This window comes from Primorskyibacter sp. S87 (assembly GCF_049801055.1).
GTDB lineage: Bacteria > Pseudomonadota > Alphaproteobacteria > Rhodobacterales > Rhodobacteraceae > JBNAGF01.
The window spans coordinates 516564-535477 of sequence record NZ_JBNAGF010000002.1; the positions used below are offsets into that span (position 1 = coordinate 516564).

Here is an 18914-nt window from a genome sequence, read left to right on the forward strand (position 1 = left end):
GAGTTCGAGTAGAGCCACGGGTTGTGCGGCAGGGTGCATCGCGAGAGTGGGATTTTCCTGACAGATCTCCGGACCCGCTGGCGTCCTCGGTGGTTGCGGCCATGCGGCTTGAAGGGCGGGATGCCTCGACCGACGCGTTGCTTGCAGGTGTGCCGCTGCCCGCCGATGGATTGTTGACGCCACCTTTGGCGCAATCGGCGCTCGAAGCTCAGGGGTTTCGGGCGCATCTGACCCGTCGAAGGCTGAGCCAACTGCCAGATAGTGTGTTGCCGGCAATCCTGTTCTTGCGAGGTCGCGAGGCCTGCGTTCTGGTCTCTCGTCGCGGCGATGATGCTCAGGTCGTCTGGCCGACCAGATCGGACGACCCGCAGTCGATTCCCGAGAAAGATCTGGCAGATACCTATGCCGGTCACGCACTGCTGTTGCGGCCCGAAGAAAAGGAAGAGGCGGGGCCTTCTTCTCCGGAAACGCAACGCCATTGGTATTGGAGCGTCGCGCGACGGTTCTGGCCTGACTACATTCAGGTCATTCTGGCCTCGATGCTGGTCAACCTTCTGGGTTTGGCAGTGCCGATCTTCACGATGAATGTTTATGATCGGGTGTTTCCGACCTCGGCTCTGATTACGTTGTGGTCATTGGCCGCCGGTGTTGGAGTGGCCCTTTTCTTCGATGCGATTCTGAAATGGCTGCGGGCGGCGGTGATCGACAATGTTGGTCGCCGGGTAGATCAGGCGGTTTCATCCGAGATTTTTCGGCACATTGCCGATCTGCGGCTACAGGCCGGGGCGCAGCCTTCGGGAGAGCTCATAAACAACCTTAAGGACTATGAACAGGTTCGCGATTTCTTTTCTTCGCAGACATTGGCAACAATCACCGACCTTTGTTTTAGCCTGCTGTTCGTTGCAGTAATTTTCTATATCGGCGGGCCGCTGGCCTATCCACCTGCCGTGGCGCTGGCTCTGGTTCTGATAATGGGGCTGATGGTGCTGGGCCCGCTGCGCAGCACATCCAATGCGACCCGACGCATGAGCGGGGTCAAGAATGCCGTGGCCGTTGAGGCGGTGACCGAACTTGAAACGCTCAAGGCAGTGGCCGGGCAGGGGCGGATGCAGTCACGATGGGAACGGCAGGTCGCGGAAAGCGCCAGGCTTCAGGACCGCGCCAGAAAGCTTGCGACATTTGCGACGACCGCGACGGCACTGGCGCAACAGGCCGCCTCGGTGGGGATCGTGATCATCGGTGTCTACCTTGCACTTGACGGAAACCTGACCATGGGTGCGGTTATTGCGTCAATGATCCTGTCGGGTCGTGCATTGGCACCTACGGCGGCTCTGTCAGGGCTGTTCGTGCGGGCGAGCTTTGCTTTTTCAACGCTGCGGAGCCTGAACGCCTTGATGTCGCGTCCTTCGGACAAGGCGAGGCCCGCCGCTACGCTCAACGCGCGCATTGACTTGGGTTCATACGAATTTCGCGACGTTTCGCTGGAATATGAAGGGGCGAAGCTACCGTCGCTGGTCGATATTTCCTTTGCCGCCCGTGCACAGGAACGGATCGGCCTGATCGGCCCGGTCGGGGCGGGTAAAACCAGTCTCGTGCGGCTCATGAGTGGGTTGTATTCACCAACATCCGGTCTGGCGACCATAGACGGGTTGAACATAGATCAACTGGACCCGGCCACCTTACGGCGCGATGTGCAGATGGTGACACAGGATGCTGTGCTCTTTTCGGGCACGCTGGCTGAAAACATTGCCTTCGGGATGCCGCAGGCGACCGGTGAGGATGTGCTTCGGGTGGCCCGTCTGACTGGTGTCGACGCTTTGGCAGCCGCTCATCCGCAGGGGTTTGCCATGCCAATCACCGAACGCGGCCGTAACCTGTCCGGTGGCCAGCGGCAGATGGTGGCGCTGGCCCGTGCGCTGCTGCCGCGACCGCGGGTTCTGATCCTTGACGAACCGACCTCGTCTATGGACTCGGCGAGTGAAAGTCGGTTCGTGCAGCGCCTGAAACACGTTCTGGAACAGCGCCCGATGACGGTCGTGATCTCCACTCACCGTATGGGCCTGCTGGATCTGGTGGATCGGGTGATCCTGCTGGACAACGGGAAGATTCGAATGGACGGAAACAGGGCGCAAGTTCTGGCCCGGTTGAACAAGGGCGAACCATGAGCAGCTCCGATTGGGATTTGCGGGATTTTGCGCAAGGCGGCGATGCTGCCCGGATCGGGCGCAGTTCACGCATGCTGACGCTGTTCCTCGCCGTCATGGTAGGGTTGATTGTCGCCGCGATCTGGTGGGCTTCGGTTGCTCGGATCGAGGAAATGGCCCGCGCAACCGGGCGTTTGGTGCCGGCCGGGCAGGCGCGGGTGGTGGAAAGCCTCGAAGGCGGCATTATACGTGAAATTCTTGCGGCCGAAGGACAAACGGTAACAGCCGGGCAGGTTCTGGTGCGGATCGACGATACCGGGTCGGCGGCATCTTTGGGAGAACTTCGGGCACAGATGCAGGCTCTGCAGGTGCGCGCCCTGCGGTTGGCCGCCGAAATGCAGGGTGCGGAGGTCGTTGATTTCTCAACAGATGGAATAGATCCCGAAAGCGCGTTGGCCCTGCGGGAAAGCGCGATCTTCGACAGCCGCACCGCCAGCCATATCGGGCAACGGGCCGTTCTGGAGGCACAGGCCAGTCAACGCCAGCAGGAGGTCGAGGAGACCGAAGCCGCGCTTGCCCGTATCGCCGAGAACATCGCCTTGCTGGATGAAGAGATCCGCCTGAAAACCGAAAGTGGTGTGGTGCCGCGCGCGCAGATAATCCCGATCGAGCGGGAATTGTCGGCCAAACGGCAGGAGCAGGACAGCCTGACCAGCCGTCGTGGGCAGGCCGTGTCTGCGCTGAGTGAGGCGGATGCGCGGTTGACCGAGCTTCGTTTGCAGCGCCGGGCCGAAATCAGCGTCGAGCGGTCGGACACGCTCAACCAGATCAGCGTGATCGAGGAACGGATGAAAACTGCCAGCGACGTCGTCACACGCGCAGCGTTGCGCGCGCCGGTGAACGGGGTGGTATCCGCGCTCAACGTGCACACGATCGGTGCGGTTGTTGCACCGGGCGAAGAGATCCTGCGCATCGTTCCCGTCGAGGATCGTCTGCAGGTGGAGGCACGCGTGCGCCCCGAAGACGTGGCTTTTGTCTATCCTGGGCTTGAGGCCAATGTGAAACTGACCTCCTTCGATTTCACCATCTACGGCTCCATCCCCGGTCAGGTGTCACGGGTCGGAGCGGACGCCGAGCAGGATGAGGCCACCGGAGAGATCTATTTCCCGGTCGTGATCGAAACCTTCAGCACAACGCTGAGCAAGGGCGACCAAACACACGAGATCCGCCCCGGAATGGTTGCATCGGTCGATATTCTCACCGGGGAACGATCGGTACTCGACTATCTGCTCAAACCGTTTCGCAAGGCCCAACTGGAGGCCATGCGGGAGCGATAGGCTCAGATCACCGCCGTTTCCTGTGCTCCGGCGGCGTTGGTGAAAATCACTTCGACCTCACTTGCAAAGACACCCGGCGCGGTTTCGACAGTTGCAGCCAGATTACCATCGACTGTCAGTGCGCCAGTGCCGTTGTTATAGCCAACATGGTCCGAGAGGTTCTCGCCAAGGGTCAACGCAACCACTGTGGTCAGGTCGATCTGGTCCACGCCCATCGGGATGATGATGCCTGTGGGTTCTTCGAAATCCAGTATGATGTCGGATGTCGCCAGATCCGTGATCGCGAATACATCTGCGCCGGCGCCGCCTTCCAGAGTGTCCGCTCCTGCGCCTCCTGTCAGCACGTCGTCGCCGCCGCTGCCGATCGCCCAGTCATCGCCACTACCGGCATCCACCGAGAATCCTTGGGCCGAACCGCTGAGGTCGATGAAATCCGACCCGCCCTGAAGTTCGAAACCTTCGATTTCGGCATAATCCGTTGCCCCTGTCAGGATCACCGCGTCATCATTGGCCGTGCCCTTTGCGATATCCGTGCCGCCGGTTGCTCCTGTCACGTCATCCATCAGGTCACGGGTTACGCCGTCCGGACCCAAATGAGTGCCATTTGCCTCCATCTGCAACGTGTCGATGTCGAGATCTGCCGTAGCTTGCGACCGAGCCGGGCCGGCGCCGCTGTCCACCACATCATAGGTCAGGGTCGGAGTTCCGACAAAAGCGTCGGGAACGGAGATCCGCACCCCTCCGGCCAGTTCCGTCACTGTCACGAGCGGGTCGTCGGCAACTACATTCTCCACGGACAAGGGCAAATCCGGGTCGGAGGCATTCGCCAGCAGTTCCGCATTTGTGATGAAGAACACCGGATCGGTAGAAGAGACCATAACTGGTCCGGAGATATCCGGTTGATCGTTGACCTCGACCATGAAGGGTTCGGCCGGGGCGTCTCCGTGATTGGTGCTGACGGTTATCGTGCCGCTCAGGTCATCGGCAAAATCACCGGGCAGAGTGATCGACAGTGCCGCCACCAGCGCAGCGTAGTCGGCCGGTACCAGCGACCCGCGGGCAAAGGTAAGCCGATCGCCGCTGATCGTGCCGGAGGATGCTGTGGTTCCGGCAGGCAGGGGGGCTGTGAACTGCACGACGACCAGTTCGAGTTGCTCGGATGGGGTGGCCTGCGTGTCAGTAACCTGCGCGTTTATCCCAAAATCGACTGTGATCGGGTTGCCGGTTTGCGCGATGCTCTGCGGCATGACGTTTGTGGCCACTGTCAGGTCAAGTTCACCGTCAATATCGATGGTGAAACTGCCGCTTTCATCACCGCCTTCATTGGTGGTGACGCGGATAGAGCCGTCAAGCGGCGTGCCATTGGTCGCATAGTCCCGCGGGAAGGTCACGGTGAGTTGGCTGAACTGGGCTTCACTGCCCGAAAAGTTCAGATCGCCCATCACAGCCACTGGAGATCCGCCGCCGACGGTGTAGGTGGTCCCGTCTGGGACGCCAAGGATGGTGTATGTGACGTTATCCACGACCTCAGAACCATCCATGTCGGTGACCTGAATGTCGAAATCCGGTGCGGGCATGTAATCGAGCGGTGCGTCGGTCTCGTCCAGCTCCACATCCGGGTCGAGCACGTCGAGGATCAGATCCGGCGCCACTGCGATATCGAGATCAAGCGTTTCGGTCGGCGAGGTTTCGGTATCGGTGAAGATCCCGTCAGCGTCGGTTGTCACCGCAACCACGTCGAGCGAAACCATCCCGGCAAAATCTTTCGGTGGCTCATAGGTAACCGTTCCGTCCGGAAAGAACACCTTACCCTGTTTGACCGAAGCTGAGGCTCCGGCCAGACCGCTCAAGGTTACAACCCCGCCCGGAGCAGGTTGGGCGACGCCATCGAGAAGGATTGTGCCACCAGGCGGTACCTTGATCTCGAAATGCATGGTCTCGTGCAGATCAGGTGTGTTGCCCTGCAAGTTGATCGTGTAGATCGCGCCGTCATCCTCAGTTCCGCTCGCGGGCATGATTTCTGCCAGAAGCGTTGGAACATCAGCATCCGGACGCACCTTTAGAATGATATCCTGGCTGCCGCTTTCCTGGTCGGAATTGGCCAATTCCAGTGTGTTGACCGTGACCTTGAGAGGGATTTGTGCTGGTAGGGTCGGGTCAAGCGAATCCGGCGTGCGGGCGTGGTCGCTTTTCAGCTGAACGGCGACAAGCGGCCAAGCCGTGCGGGAAATCGTGTAAGAACCGTCGCCGTTGTCAATGAAACCGTTGTTTGATGGGCCTGTGACGTTTAGGTAATCCGGAACACCTGACAAGACGATTGAGATCGTTTCCGAACCGTCCTGATCCGGAGAGTCCGGGGTCAGAACTGTCGACAGGTTGAAAGGAATATCCTCGATCGCCGTGATCATCGGAACCGTGCCGGACGTATCCACAAACGGCTGCATCGTTTCCGGGTCTATGACAGTTTCGTCAAACTCGAAGGTTGGAACATCGGCTACCGGGATGACTTCAAGGTTTCGCGTCACCGTTGTCGATCCGATAGATCCGTCCACGTCCTCGCTGTTTGCGGTGACCCGGATCCGCAGTGGCCCGCTATAGTGTTCGGCCGCGGTCAGAGTGAGCCCGGGCAGATCATTTACGGACACCTCGTAACGGACAATCCCTCCGCCAATGTCAGTGCCACTGAGCGGGTTTCCGTTTGCATCGAAAAGCTGCCCGCCATTGGTGCTGTCAACATCGATAAGCACCTTGCCAGACGCACGTTCCCCGCCATCAATCCCTGAAATCGATAGCTTCAGATCATAAGTCGTGTCTTCGTCAAAGGAGTTGCCGCCCGCGAGAATAATCTGCGGCCCATCCACGACGGGATTGATGGTTATCGAGAACTCCCCGCTGCCGGAAGACGTGGTGTTGCAGGTGAAGTTGTTGAGAAGCGACTGATATTCCAAAGAGTTGAGGTTGTCATACGGATCGTCGGGTCCGAATGTTTCGGACGGAGCAAACGGGTTTGCAGGGCTGGATTCATGCTCTGGCGGCGTAAAGAGAATACTTCCCGCAGTCTGCGTCGGATCACTCGGATCCACGCCGAGCGCCTCGATGTCGATTACCCATAGACCTGTCACCGGGTCGTACAGAACAGCGCCCGGAGGATCACTGCTGAGCGACGCCCCGGGCGGCAGATCTATGGCCAGACCAAAATCACCGATCACCCCGTTGGGCAGGTTCCACAGGTCGTCGATGCTATCCCAGTATGGCGGGTTGGGCGTGATCTTCAGCTTGAACGGGATTTCAGTGTCTTCATCCCCGCTCCCGACAAGGCTGAGAACGGGCAGCGGCAATTCCTGCTCAGGCTCGCACGGTGTTGGTGGCCCACCACCGGGTTCGGGAACGACAACAACCGTGAAATCCTTGCTGACAACACTGCCCCCGGGCAGGGCATCGATCTGTCGCAGAATTTCTTCGGGTGTTCCGATCAGACCAGCCAGTGATTGATCATCTTCGAAGACAATCGCATTGAGAGTCATGTCGTAATAAGTGACTTCGTTCACATTGGACGGAACAAACCGAAGCGTAGCCAGCTGCGCCTCGGTGACGACATAGGATTCACCAGTGGCGTCAATGGGTGTGCCGCCCAGGAACGATACATTCGGGTCGACATCCGTGATGATGTAGTAGAGCGTTTCCGAACCGTCCAGCATCCCGCCGAACAGCATCTCGGTCATTTGACCTGTCAGAGGATCGGCCGGAGTAAAGAGGGCGCTAGGGGTAATCACGCCCGATGTTATGACGAGGTCACGCAAGCGGCTACCCAAAAGGAATGGGGCATTGTCCTTGCCAGCGTAGCCATAGACACGATCTGCGTTTGCCACGCCGTCCACGATCTCTGTAGGTCGAAATGTGTCATCGATCTGGTCATCGGTGAAACCTGCACCGGGATCGTCCGTCGGATCCGGGTTTTGGAAAGTCACGATCGGTTCGTCCGCGATCCCAATTACATCGACCGTTACTGTTCCGGTCGCAACGGTGGATTGGGACGGATCGATCGTCTCGTAATACTCGATCGATACATCGAACCGGATGGTTTCGTTGCTGTCTTTACCCGGCAGCAGCCATAAATTGGCCGCCTCTCTGGCGGACAGGATCAGGTTTCCGCCGCCGGACGGAAGGAGCTCGTTGACGAACTTGTTTGCGTTGCCGGGCTCGGCTTGTGGCAAGCCGTCAAAGAAACGGGGAACTCTGCCCTTGGAGTCCGGGACTATGTTGCTGACAACAACATTTCCCAGGATTGCTTCGGGCGACCCAGGCGAATTGTTCATGTTGTCAATGATGTTGCCGTCTATGGCCACCCTGATCGGACGGTCTTCGAACCCGGATGCGGTCTCGCTCGGATCGCCGCCATCAACCACCGGATTCACGCGCAGAACCGTATTCAGCGAGGTGATCCGCGTGCCGCCTCCATCTGCCTCGGTGGTAACCACGTCGATCACCAGCGGATAGTCACCCGCGAAGTGAAGCGGGATGCCCCTCAGTTCCGCTGTTTGCCACTCCCCGTTTTCGAGGCTCCATGAATTGAAGCCCGGCGGATTGTTTACCTCGGTCAGCAGGGCAGGGATCTTGTCGCCGGTGGGGTCGTTGGGGTTTTCCACGTAGACGGTAACAGAGGAAGGCACCTTTTTCATCACCACTGCAGTGACCGTTTCGGACCCGTCGGTATCCTGGATGACAGGCGTGAACGGGATCTGCCAGACACCCCCGGCATCATCGATGACCTGCTCGTTGCCTTCGGGCAGCGCCAGAATGACGGCGATGTTGTTGACCGGATCCACGTCCACATCAAAGGTGGCATCCGATTTCTGGTCGTCGGTCTCGGCGGTATTGTCGTCGCGGGCCAGGATCTCGATCTGCAGATCATCGCCAAAGAACGTTCCCAGCGAAGAGAAGGGATCGCCGTTCATGCGATCCACGTCGTAGTCCTCATAGAGCGAGGGGCGGAGCTTGATAGAGGCGGCAAAACTGGTGACATCGGCCACAAAGGCGATCGACAGCAGACCAGTGGTATCGTCATAACTGGCCGAGGCGATCTTGTCATATTCGGACTGAGCCAGTGGCAGCCCGCCGTTGAGTTCAAAAAAGGCGCCCTGCGTGACCGTGCTGTTGCTCAGGAAATCGGCGATCCAGTCGGTTGGAACATTCGTGATCGTCAACGTTTGCAACTGTTCCGAACCGTCCGTGTCCGGGGTAGAGGCATCCAGCCCGATGAAAAGGTCCACCTGTCCCGGACCGCTGCCATCGGCGGTGCTTTCAAGCAAGGTGAGGATCTCGGAGCCCGAGATCGAACCGTCCTCGATGCTTGCCTCGACCCGATCAGGGCTATCGGTTGCAACAAAGCTTGGGTCGGTGACAAAGACAGAGGCTGTCAGATCCGCTTCGGCCACCGGGCGTATGGTTTCAACGATCCGGAAATCGGTGGTGCCGAAATTGTCGGTCGTGTCGGTTTCAACATCGCCCGTTGTGGTCTCGTTGTTGTACAGCCTGCCGTCCAGGGTCAGAATGCTGCTGAAATGCTGTGGGACCGTGATCCGCAACTCCTCCAGCGCATCAGCGAATTGTTCACTGGTCGCGGTCGGCGCGCGGGCGATTTCGTAGGTGACACTATTGGCGCCAGAACCGGTCTGGGTGATCGCCACATAGCCGCGCAGGTTCTTGTCTGCGATATCGACCAAAAGCTGGCTGTTGTCGCTGGGATCGAAATTGTCGCTTTCGGTGGCGACGGTGATGGTCAGGTCGAGCTTTTCGATCACTTCCGACCCGTCGGTGTCCTGGAGTGCAACGCTGCTCAGGTCCAGATTGATCCGTTTCTGTCCGCCGGTATTCTCCTTGGTGCGGTCATCGGCGACCGTGACGGACATACCGTCGACCACCGCGTCCACGTCCACGTTGACGCCATCCTGTGCAGTTTTGGTATCCGTGGGAAGGCCGGCAGCCATGTCCTCGGATGTAGCTGTGGCCCGCAGGTCATTGGCCACGATGGTCGCCACGTCGCGGTCGTCATCAGGCAGCGGTGCCACCTGCAAAGCGCCATCAAAAACGGTTGTTCCAGGATTCAGGGTGATCGTGAGCGTGGTGCCCGAAATCGTCGCCGACGCAACATCCGCCGCGCCGCGCACAAAGAGAGCAGGATCGACTGTTCCGCCATTGGTCGGCACCCAACCATCGGGCAGGTTTTCGACCACGATCTGAGTCAGCTGTTCCGATCCATCCCGGTCCGGTGTCTGTGCGTCGAAGGTCAGTAAGAAGCTGCTATCTTCCTTGACGATGAAGTTGTCGGCCGAAATCTGGTCCACGGTATCGGGGCTGGAATCGACTGACAGCACCAATGTCGGTTCGGCCACCGGCCGCACATTCAGCTGGAAGGTTTCGGAGGTTCCCGCCGGGTCGCCCTCGTTGGTGGAAACGTTCACCGTGATGTCGATAATGCCGGAGAAATGCTGGGGCAGGGAAGCCACTGCTAGTGACTGAAGGTCTGCAAGCGGGCCGATCCAGCTATCGCTCGGACCGCTCAAAACTGTGCCGTCACTCAGAACAGTATCGCCATTGGTCGGCAGGCCCGCGAAATCGACCGTGATCCCGGTGATCATTTCCGACCCATCAATGTCGGTCACTTGCGCGTCGAGGTTCAGGGCAATGGGCTGGCCCTCGTCCTCGTTAACCGTGATATCGGCGGTGGCGATTTCCACATCCTGTTCGGAAATCACCGTGACTGTGAAGCTTAGTGTTTCGATCCCATCGGTGCCGTCCACATCTGTCTCATTGGCCAGAATGGCCTCGTCCGTGGTGAACGTGACCTCGCCGGTGATATCGGTCGTCGTGGAGAAATCATCAGGCAGGCGAAAGACCAGCCCGTCATACTGTGCTTTTGTAAGATTATCGAACGTGAAGCTGGAACCGCTCGGAACCGCCGTGAAAGTCAGCCCTCCATTGGTGGAATAGAGCGCTCCCGCCGGCAGACCATTAACGGTGACATCGACCTCGGCAATGCTCTCGGAACCGTCGGCATCTGTTGCCATGGCGTCGACGGCATCGGTCAACCGAAACTCGATCGGAGCACTTGTGGTGTTGTCTTCGTCACTGTCGCCGGGGGTGTCGTTCTCATCCAGTTGGATCACACCGGTGCCGGTGAGGTCCAGATCCCCTTCGGCTCCGACCGTGACTGTCAGCGCCCCCTGATCGACGCCACCTTCGTTGGTGACGGCGACGACCAGCCCCTCAAGCGTGGTCGCGGGATTCTGGGTCGAATAATCAGCAGGCAGTTCGATGACCAGCGCGTTGTATTCTATAAGCGTGCCGACAAAGTTCAGTGTGGCAGGTGCGATCTGGAAGGTTGCGCCATCATCGGTTGAGAAACGTGTGCCTGTTGGCAGTGCGTTGAAAACAACGCCGATGAGTTCGACAGTTTCCGACCCGTCGATATCGGTCGCAACCGGGGTGATCTGAGACGAGGGTTTGAAGGTCAGAGGCGCATCAGTTTCGGTCAGCGTAAAGCTGCCGTCACCGACATCGATATCGCCTTCCTCGGTGACGGTGAACGGGATGCTTTCGGATACCGTGCCATTATTTGTCGTAACCGTGATGTCGGCAAAAAGCTGCTGAAAAGGGCTGGTGGTCGAGTAGTCCTGCGGCAGGAAAATGGTGGCGTTCGTCGGGAACACTCTGCCGGTATACTGGTACAGATAGTCGACCGTTCCATCGGGATTGGACGTAAAGCTGCCGATCGGTGTGCCCGCGCCATCGGTGACAACCGTGCCAGCGGGCAGACCGTCGAGATCGAAGGTCATCGACAGGATCGTTTCGCCTCCGCCGACGAGAATCGAGATGAAGTCGCTGAGCAGAACTTCAAGAACCGCGTCTGTTTCATCGACGGTCACGTCACCTTCAATGATGATGTCGGGCGTGGGCGTGATGACAATGACCTGGAGCGTTGTTTCGGTCCCCTCCGGAGTGGTTACCTGAATCGGGCTTAACAATACTCCATTGTAGTCGCCGGGAAATGAAAGCGTCAGGGCGTTGGCTTCGGCAACTGTGCCAGTCCAGACTTCGCCGGTGAGGGTTCCTGCGTTAAAGGTGGCACCGGCTGGCAGGCCGGGGTAGGTGATCTGGACCGAGGCAGCAAAACGCGGGTCGGATGGGTCTGCAGTTTCCGACCCGTCCAGATCGGTGATGGCGATGTCGATATCCAGATCGACCGTGACGCCAAGATCTGGGTCACCAGTGTTGCCATCGTCTTCCTGTCCGGTGATCACTAACGGCGCGGTCAGTTCGATGTCTTCCTCGAAACCGATATCAACAACGCGGGTTGCCGTGGCGGTTCCATCTGTCGGCGTGTCGGTGGCGGGATCCTGATCCTCGTCGGTCTGCACGTTTACGGTCAGAGTCAGGGGAAGGGTCACGTCCCCGTTGCTCAGATCGGATCGGTTGGCAGTTGAGAAATCCGCAGGTAGTTCAAGCGTGATGGTCTGATAGGCTGCCAGCACGTCCCCGACGGCGGCGGTGTCAAGCGAGATGGTCAGAGTGTCTGATCCGGTGAGGATATCGGCGGTAAAGGTCGTCCCCGCGCCGGGCGGTGATACCAAATTCAGGTTGCCTGCGCTCGATCCCGACGGCAGCCCCGCGATGGTCAGGACCAGTGTTTCAAGACTTTCCGACCCGTCCAGATCAAGCACTCGAGGCAACAACAATGACGATGGAGTCACGGGTGTCGGCGCATCGGTTTCGTCCGGCACCGTGTCAGGCAAGGTGTCGTCGACCATAACGTCACCTTCGGGCGTGATGCGTAGCGTGATGGGTGTGCTGCCGCCTGTTGCATCCTCGTTCGACGTCGCGGCGAGCGTGCCGGATAGCGTCATACCATCGGCCGCCGGGCTTTCTGTTGAATAGTCCCTGGGAAAGAGCAACTCAAGCGCCAGATACTGCGCCTCGGTTCCTGCAAATGTGAAATCACCGCCAGCAGTCTGATCGTAGGTGACCGTGCTGCGCGGTACGCCGCGAACCACGACACCGGACGGCAGATCGGCGAGGGTCAAGGTGATCGTGTCAATTCGCTCTGACCCGTCCGTATCATCGACGGAAACTTTCCACGCGGAGGAAGGAGTGATTGCCAGTGCCGCATCGGTTTCCTGTTCCACCAGTTCTACTGCGTCGAACACGATGTCGCCCGTGGGAAAAATGACGATCCTCTGGCTGGTCGTAGTGGTCCCCTCCGGGCTGATCGCCTTTATGGTCGAATTGATGGTGCCGGAATAGTCTTCTGGCAGCGACAGCATCAGAGCATTGGCCTCGACCATGCTGCCGGTCCAGATACCGGTCGCCGGGTCAAAGCTGCCGCCGTTGAAAGTGACGCCGATCGGCAGACCGGTATAAGTAATCTCGATCGTGGTGCTGTCTTCTGATCCATCAATGTCGGTGGCCGCAACGATGATGCCGAGATCCACCACGACACCGGGACTGGCAGAATCCTCGTCACCTGTCAGGTCAGCCGGTGCGGACAGATCCACGTCAAGTTCAAAACCGATATCCACCTGCCGCGACGCGATGGCTGTTCCGTCCACTGGTGTATCACTGGCCGGGTCCTGATCTTCGTCGGTCTGCACTTGTACGGTCAGAACGATCGGCAGGCTGGTAGTCCCATTTGTCAGGTCGTTGCGGTTGGCTGTCGAGAAATCGGTTGCCAGCGACAGGGCCAGTGCATTGTAGGTGGCCAGCACATCCCCTACGGCGGCAGCGTCCAACGTGATCACCAAAGTGCTGGCGCCTGTGGCAGGATCATTGCCAAGTGTATGTGTGGCACCTGCCGGAAGTGGGTCGAGGCCGAGATCCGCCAGTGTCGCGCTGCCGGGCAGACCGGTAATCGTCAGCACTAGTGAATCCAGCGCTTCGGAGCCGTCCATGTCGGTAACCGTCGGTGCAAGAAGGTTGGAGGGTACAAGCGGCGTCGGCGCGTCGGTTTCGTCCGGCACCGTATCTGGCAGGCTGGTGTCGATGACGACATCACCTTCGGGGGTTATTCGCAGCTCGACCGGGGTGTCTGCTCCGACCGGGTCTTCGGTTGAAGTGGCGGCGAGAGTCCCGGTGAGGATGAGACCGTCGCTATCGGGGCTTTCCGTCGAGTAGTCGGTTGGAAAGGACAGGCGCAAAGACTGGTACTGCGCTTCGGTCCCGGTGAAAATCAATGTGCCGCCAGACGTGGCGTCATAGCTGATCGTGCTTGCAGGGACGCCAAGCGCCTGCACATCAGGTGGTAGGCCACCAAGCGTGAGAGTGATTGTCTCAACCATCTCTCCGGGCGGGTTGGGATCGAAATCGGTGATCACGACCTTCCAGGTCGAGGAAGGGTTGACCTCGACCCGCGCATCGGTTTCGGCCGCGGTCAGCTCGGAGACATCAAAGTTAACATCGCCGGTGCCCTCGATGATGATCGTTTGCTTGGTTTCCACCGTGCCTTCCGGGCTGAGAGCCCGGATCGTTGCCTCCACGGTGCCCGAGAAATCACCCGGAAAGGTCAGTGTCAGTGACCCGGCCTCTGTCATCGAGCCTTTCCATATGCTGGTGGAGATGTTGTAGCTGCCGCCACTAAAGATCGTTCCGCGCGGAACGTTGACGAACGCGATCTCGACCGTCGTGCTGTCCTCGGAGCCGTCGATATCGGTAGCCGCAACGGAGATCTGCATATTGATTGTCGCGCCGGACCCGTCGCCACCGTTACTGTCTTCTTCCGCCCGCAGTTCTGCTGGCGCGGTCAGCGTCACATCGAGTTCATAATCCACCACCACATCCAGGCGCCCGAAATCCAGACCACCTTCATTGGTAATTGCTGTAACTTGGGCAAAGATGCGTGTGACGGGGTTTTCGGTCGAGAAATCCGTTGGCAGCTGAATGACCAGCGCCTGATACTCCGCGAGCGTTCCTCTGAAAATCAGGTCAGAAGGGGCCGCCTGAAAGGTCGTGCCATTGTCAGAAGAGTAAAGAGCGCCGGCAGGCAAACCAACGAAGGCAATGGCTACCTGCTGGATGTGTTCCGAGCCGTCGATATCCGTCGATTTCGGTAAAACCGTGTCGGACGGACGGAAAGTAACAGGCGCGTCGGTTTCCACCAGATCCGTTTCACCCGAAGGCACACTTGCATCACCTTCGACCGCGACGATCGTCACGAAAGGTTCTTGCTGATAGCCTTGGAAATTGGTCCAGACCTCCACATTCCCCGGCAAAGGCCCGGTGGGCGCGTCAAGGCGGCTTTGGCTGGAAAAGTCCTGAGGTAGCGTCAAACTTAGCGCGAGAAAATCTGCGTAACTGCCCGAAAACTCAAGGGTCAGGGTGCCATTTCCATCCGGCACCAGCGTTCCGTGCGAAGTGAGGGTTCCAAGCGGCAAGCGCGCCAGTTCAAGATCTACCTGTGTAACCTCTTCGCCGGTTTCAGGCATGGGGATGTTGATGGTGATGTAGTCTGCCGGATGCAGATCAAGCGTGGAATCCGTTTCGGTAAGCCGGATCGGTCCGTTGATGACAATGTCGAAATCACTGGGGGCAGAGCCATCCTTGTTGGAACCGCCATAGGGCCAATCGTCTTGAACGGGGAACGTGTAGCCGGTCGGCGGCAACAGGGGGTTGTAAACCAGCCCCTCCAGCGGGTCCAGAACATCAACCCCTTCGCCCCCGCCAGAGCCCGGTTCGGCCGCGCCAGGGTTAAAGATGAAATGCAGCGGGATCGTGGGCACATCCGCCAAGGTTGGCCAAGAACCTTCCGGGGCGGCGACCTCTATCAAGCGCACAAGAGGCACGTTGCGCCCTTCGACTTGCACCAGAAGGCTCTTGCCGGCAACGTCCTCGAGAAGGATCACGGTTCCGTCGGGCTGAAGCAACGCCAGGTGGTCGCCAAACAGAAACGGCCGCTCGACACTGGAACCTGATGGTAGCACAACGGCCTTGAGCGTCTCGAGTTCGATTACCGTCACGAGCGGTGACGCTTCAGCGATCAGTTGGCTGAACTTCTCCTGTGTTGTATCCGGAGACAAACTGGCTGAAGTCGCTGGTTCAATTGTGGTCATGGTTCAAGCTTTTACCGTCGATACATCTTTAGGAATGTTATGACCCATGTTGGACTCTGTCACCCGTAGGTAACGTAACGGCAACGGGTCGGCATGGATAAGCCGCCTCGATCAGTTCTTCTTTTTTCGGAGCTCAACGAAAAAGGGAGGATTTCAGGCTCGCGATTGTCGTCGCGCAAACAGGTGCAGGCTCAGGCAAAAGGTGTCAGAAGAGATTTTGGAGCGGGTAACGGGAATCGAACCCGTAACTTAAGCTTGGGAAGCTCGCGTGATACCTTTTCACCATACCCGCGTATCGGCCTGGTATCGGCCGGGACATATGGATAGCTATGCCGGTCGGGGCCGTCAAGCGGATAGCCTTTGGCGGCTATCGGGGCGGCACCACTCCGATTTCGCGGCCGAAATCCATGTAGCTGCGGCTTTGCAGGCGTTCGATCTCGGCTTGTGACATGTCACCACCTGCTTCCGACGGGTAGGTGGCAACGCCCGTGCCTTCGACGATGCGGTTCATCATGTTGAAGATTGCACAGGTCTGCACCGCATCGAACAGCGCCTGTTCGGACCACCCGGCGGCATAGACCGCCTCGGCATCCGCTTCGGTCATGCGCGACGGTGCGTGGGTCAGCTTGGCGACATATGCGAGCAGGGGTTTGAGCCGATCGTCGACCGGCGCCGTTTTGACATCCGTCAAAAGGGCTTCGATCGTGGCCGGATCGACCCCGAATGCCTGAGCCATTGCAACATGAGCACCGTGACAGAAGGCGCAGGAGTTCAGGCCGCTGACATAGGCGGCGATCAGCTCGCGCTCGGCGACGGACAGGGCGCTGTCGGCCCGCAGGGCAAGATCATGAAATTCGAGAAGTGGCCGCACGGTTGCGGGGAATTTCTGAAATACATGGCCTAACCTTGGATTGTCGGGGAGAGAGGGAAAGAGGCGTTTCATGGCGAGCTCCTGACAATGGATTGTCCGCACCTTAAACGCCCCTGTGGGCAATTCCCACACCGGCAGTTGCTATGGGGCGGGTCAGCCCCTGCGCCGGCGCCTGCGCCCTCCGGTCCCTTCGGCATCGCCGCCGGTATTGAACGCCGGCGAGGGCAGGGTGACCACGCTGGCCAATTCCGGGAAGGGATCGGTCTTGTGCGGGATGGCATTGGCGGCCACGAAATGCTCCTGAAACTTCGGTTCGATCGCGGTTTCGACCTTGGTGATCTCTCGCACGACGCGTTCGATTTCGGCCCGGGCCGCAATGTTGCACAGCGCAATCCGCGCTCCGGTTCCGGCGGCGTTGCCTGCGCTTGATACTTTGTCGAGCGCCGCATCTGGGATCATGCCCAGAACCATTGCGTGCTTGGTCGAGATGTGTGCGCCAAAAGCACCTGCAAGAACCACGCGATCGACCTTGTCCACATTCATCTCGTCCATCAGCAGCCGCGCCCCGGCATAGAGCGCTGACTTGGCCAGTTGGATTGCGCGAATGTCGCCTTGCGTGACAGTGATACGCGGCCCGCCCTCGGCACTGGCGTCATGGATCAGATAGGAATGGGTGCGACCCTCTGGGACGCAGCGGGGTGTGCCGGTCTGTTGCGCCGATCCGATTAATCCGGAAGCGTCGAGCAACCCGGCCATGCGCATTTCGGCAACGGCCTCGATAATGCCCGACCCGCAGATCCCGGTGATCCCAGTGGTGGCAATGTCGAGCGCGAACCCGGCTTCGTCGGACCATTTGTCGGACCCGATGACCTGAAAGCGCGGCTCTTTGGTCACCGGGTCGATTTCGATCCGTTCGATGGCGCCCGGCGCGGCACGCTGTCCCGAGCTGATCTGGGCACCCTCAAAGGCTGGTCCGGTCGGGGACGAGCAGGCCAGAACCCGGTCGGTATTGCCCAGCAGGATCTCGGCATTGGTGCCGACATCGACAATCAAAACCAGATCATCCGACTTGCCGGGTTCTTCGCTCAGGGCAACAGCCGCACAGTCCGCCCCAACATGCCCGGCGATACAGGGCAGGATGTAAACTTGCGCGCGGGGGTTCATGGTCGTCAGGCCCATTTCATGTGCCGGCAACGACAGGCTTTCCGAACTGGCCAGCGCAAAAGGCGCCTGTCCCAGCTCGACCGGATCCAGCCCAAGCAGCAGGTGATGCATCACTGGGTTGCAGACAAATACGGTCTCGACGATGAGTTCCTTGCTGATCCCTGCCTCTTCGGAAATCGCAGCGCACAGATCATTGATCGCTTCGCGCACGGCCGCTGTCATTTCCCGATCACCGCCGGGATTCATCATTGCATAGGATACCCGGCTCATCAGGTCTTCGCCGAAGCGGATCTGGGGGTTCATCAGACCTGAAGATGCTTTGACTTCACCAGTTTCCAGATCGGTCAGATGCGCGGCAATAGTGGTCGACCCCAAATCGATGGCCAGCCCGAACAGCCCTTGTTCATGAAGGCCGGGCCATATCTCGATGATCCGGGCCGTTCCCTCCCGGTGATCCCTTTGCACGGCGACGGTGACCTGCCATTTTCCCTTTCGCAGGGTGGGTTGCAGTTTCGACAACAGCGACAGGTCAGCCTTCACGGCCGGGATTTGCCATTGGTCGCGCAGCGCACGTTCCAGACGTTCCAGATCGCCCGTGGGCGAATGCATGTCGGGTTCTTCCACCTCGACAAAGTAAAGACGCGTTGCCGGATCCATCATGATGGCGCGGGCGGAGGCGGCCTTGCGCACGACCTGTCGGTGAACCTGACTTTCAGGTGGCACATCGATCACGATATCGCCCTGCACCGTGGCTTGACATCCCAGCCGACGACCAGGCTTCAGTCCGCGCTTGTCATCATAGCGCTGCTCGACCGCGTTCCATTCGCTCAGAGCGCCTTCCTTTACGGTGACGCCATGCTTCGGAAACTCGCCATAGGATGGCGTCACCTGACATTTCGAACAGATGCCGCGCCCGCCGCAAACCGAATCGAGATCCACACCCAGTTGCCGAGCCGCTGTCAGGATCGGGGTGCCGGCCGGAAAATGCCCGCGCTTTCCGGAAGGGGTAAAGACGACGAGGGGGTCGGTGCTCATGGAAGACCTGCCTTTGGAATCCTTGGGTTTTGCGGGCAAGATAGGCATCCGCGCCAAAAGGGGAAGGCCGAAGAGCGGCAGGTTACGGATTGTGGGCGTCTTTTTTGCCCGGTGGAGACAGTCGGCCTCAAATGACGTCTGATTTTCTCCGAGGGCCAGCATCTTACATCCGGATTTGCGGAACCTGTGCCAATTCGCGCTTCGGGCAATTGCGTGTGAGGGGTTTTCCTCCATTTGGATCCATGTCATAGGGTCACCGTCAAAC

5 protein-coding genes and 1 tRNA gene are annotated in these 18914 nt (G+C 59.1%); 2 read left to right on the plus strand and 4 right to left on the minus strand.

The features are described 5' to 3' along the window. The first annotated feature begins 23 nt into the window (after positions 1–23). Positions 24–2165: a type I secretion system permease/ATPase gene (locus tag ACP15U_RS06040; protein ID WP_425044240.1), complete on the plus strand. Its 2142-nt coding sequence runs from the start codon at positions 24–26 to the stop codon at positions 2163–2165. After that, on the plus strand, positions 2162–3481 hold the full coding sequence (locus ACP15U_RS06045) for an HlyD family type I secretion periplasmic adaptor subunit (protein ID WP_425044241.1): 1320 nt from the start codon (positions 2162–2164) through the stop codon (positions 3479–3481). The genes ACP15U_RS06040 and ACP15U_RS06045 overlap by 4 nt, the downstream gene beginning before the upstream one ends. 2 nt (positions 3482–3483) lie before the next feature. On the opposite strand, the gene ACP15U_RS06050 is transcribed toward ACP15U_RS06045, so the two are convergent. The 4 genes from ACP15U_RS06050 to ACP15U_RS06065 form a co-directional block, all read right to left on the minus strand. Continuing rightward, a complete protein-coding gene (locus ACP15U_RS06050) occupies positions 3484–15579 on the minus strand; it encodes a hypothetical protein (protein ID WP_425044242.1) in 12096 nt (4031 codons plus the stop codon). A 218-nt stretch (positions 15580–15797) separates the two neighbouring features. Beyond that, a tRNA-Gly gene (locus ACP15U_RS06055) sits at positions 15798–15871 on the minus strand. A gap of 75 nt (positions 15872–15946) precedes the next feature. Next, the gene (locus tag ACP15U_RS06060) at positions 15947–16522 is read right to left on the minus strand and encodes a carboxymuconolactone decarboxylase family protein (RefSeq protein ID WP_425044243.1); all 576 of its coding nucleotides are present in this window, start codon (positions 16520–16522) and stop codon (positions 15947–15949) included. Positions 16523–16603: 81 nt separating this feature from the next. Next, on the minus strand, positions 16604–18649 hold the full coding sequence (locus ACP15U_RS06065) for an ASKHA domain-containing protein (RefSeq protein WP_425044244.1): 2046 nt from the start codon (positions 18647–18649) through the stop codon (positions 16604–16606). Between the last annotated feature and the right edge of the window lie 265 nt (positions 18650–18914).

Excerpts from the sequence above, each read along its gene's own strand:
- ACP15U_RS06045 (WP_425044241.1), top strand. The coding sequence starts at position 2,162 with ATGAGCAGCTCCGATTGGGATTTGCGGGATTTTGCGCAAGGCGGCGAT.
- ACP15U_RS06050 (WP_425044242.1), bottom strand. The coding sequence starts at position 15,579 with ATGACCACAATTGAACCAGCGACTTCAGCCAGTTTGTCTCCGGATACA.
- ACP15U_RS06060 (WP_425044243.1), bottom strand. The coding sequence starts at position 16,522 with ATGAAACGCCTCTTTCCCTCTCTCCCCGACAATCCAAGGTTAGGCCAT.
- ACP15U_RS06065 (WP_425044244.1), bottom strand. The coding sequence starts at position 18,649 with ATGAGCACCGACCCCCTCGTCGTCTTTACCCCTTCCGGAAAGCGCGGG.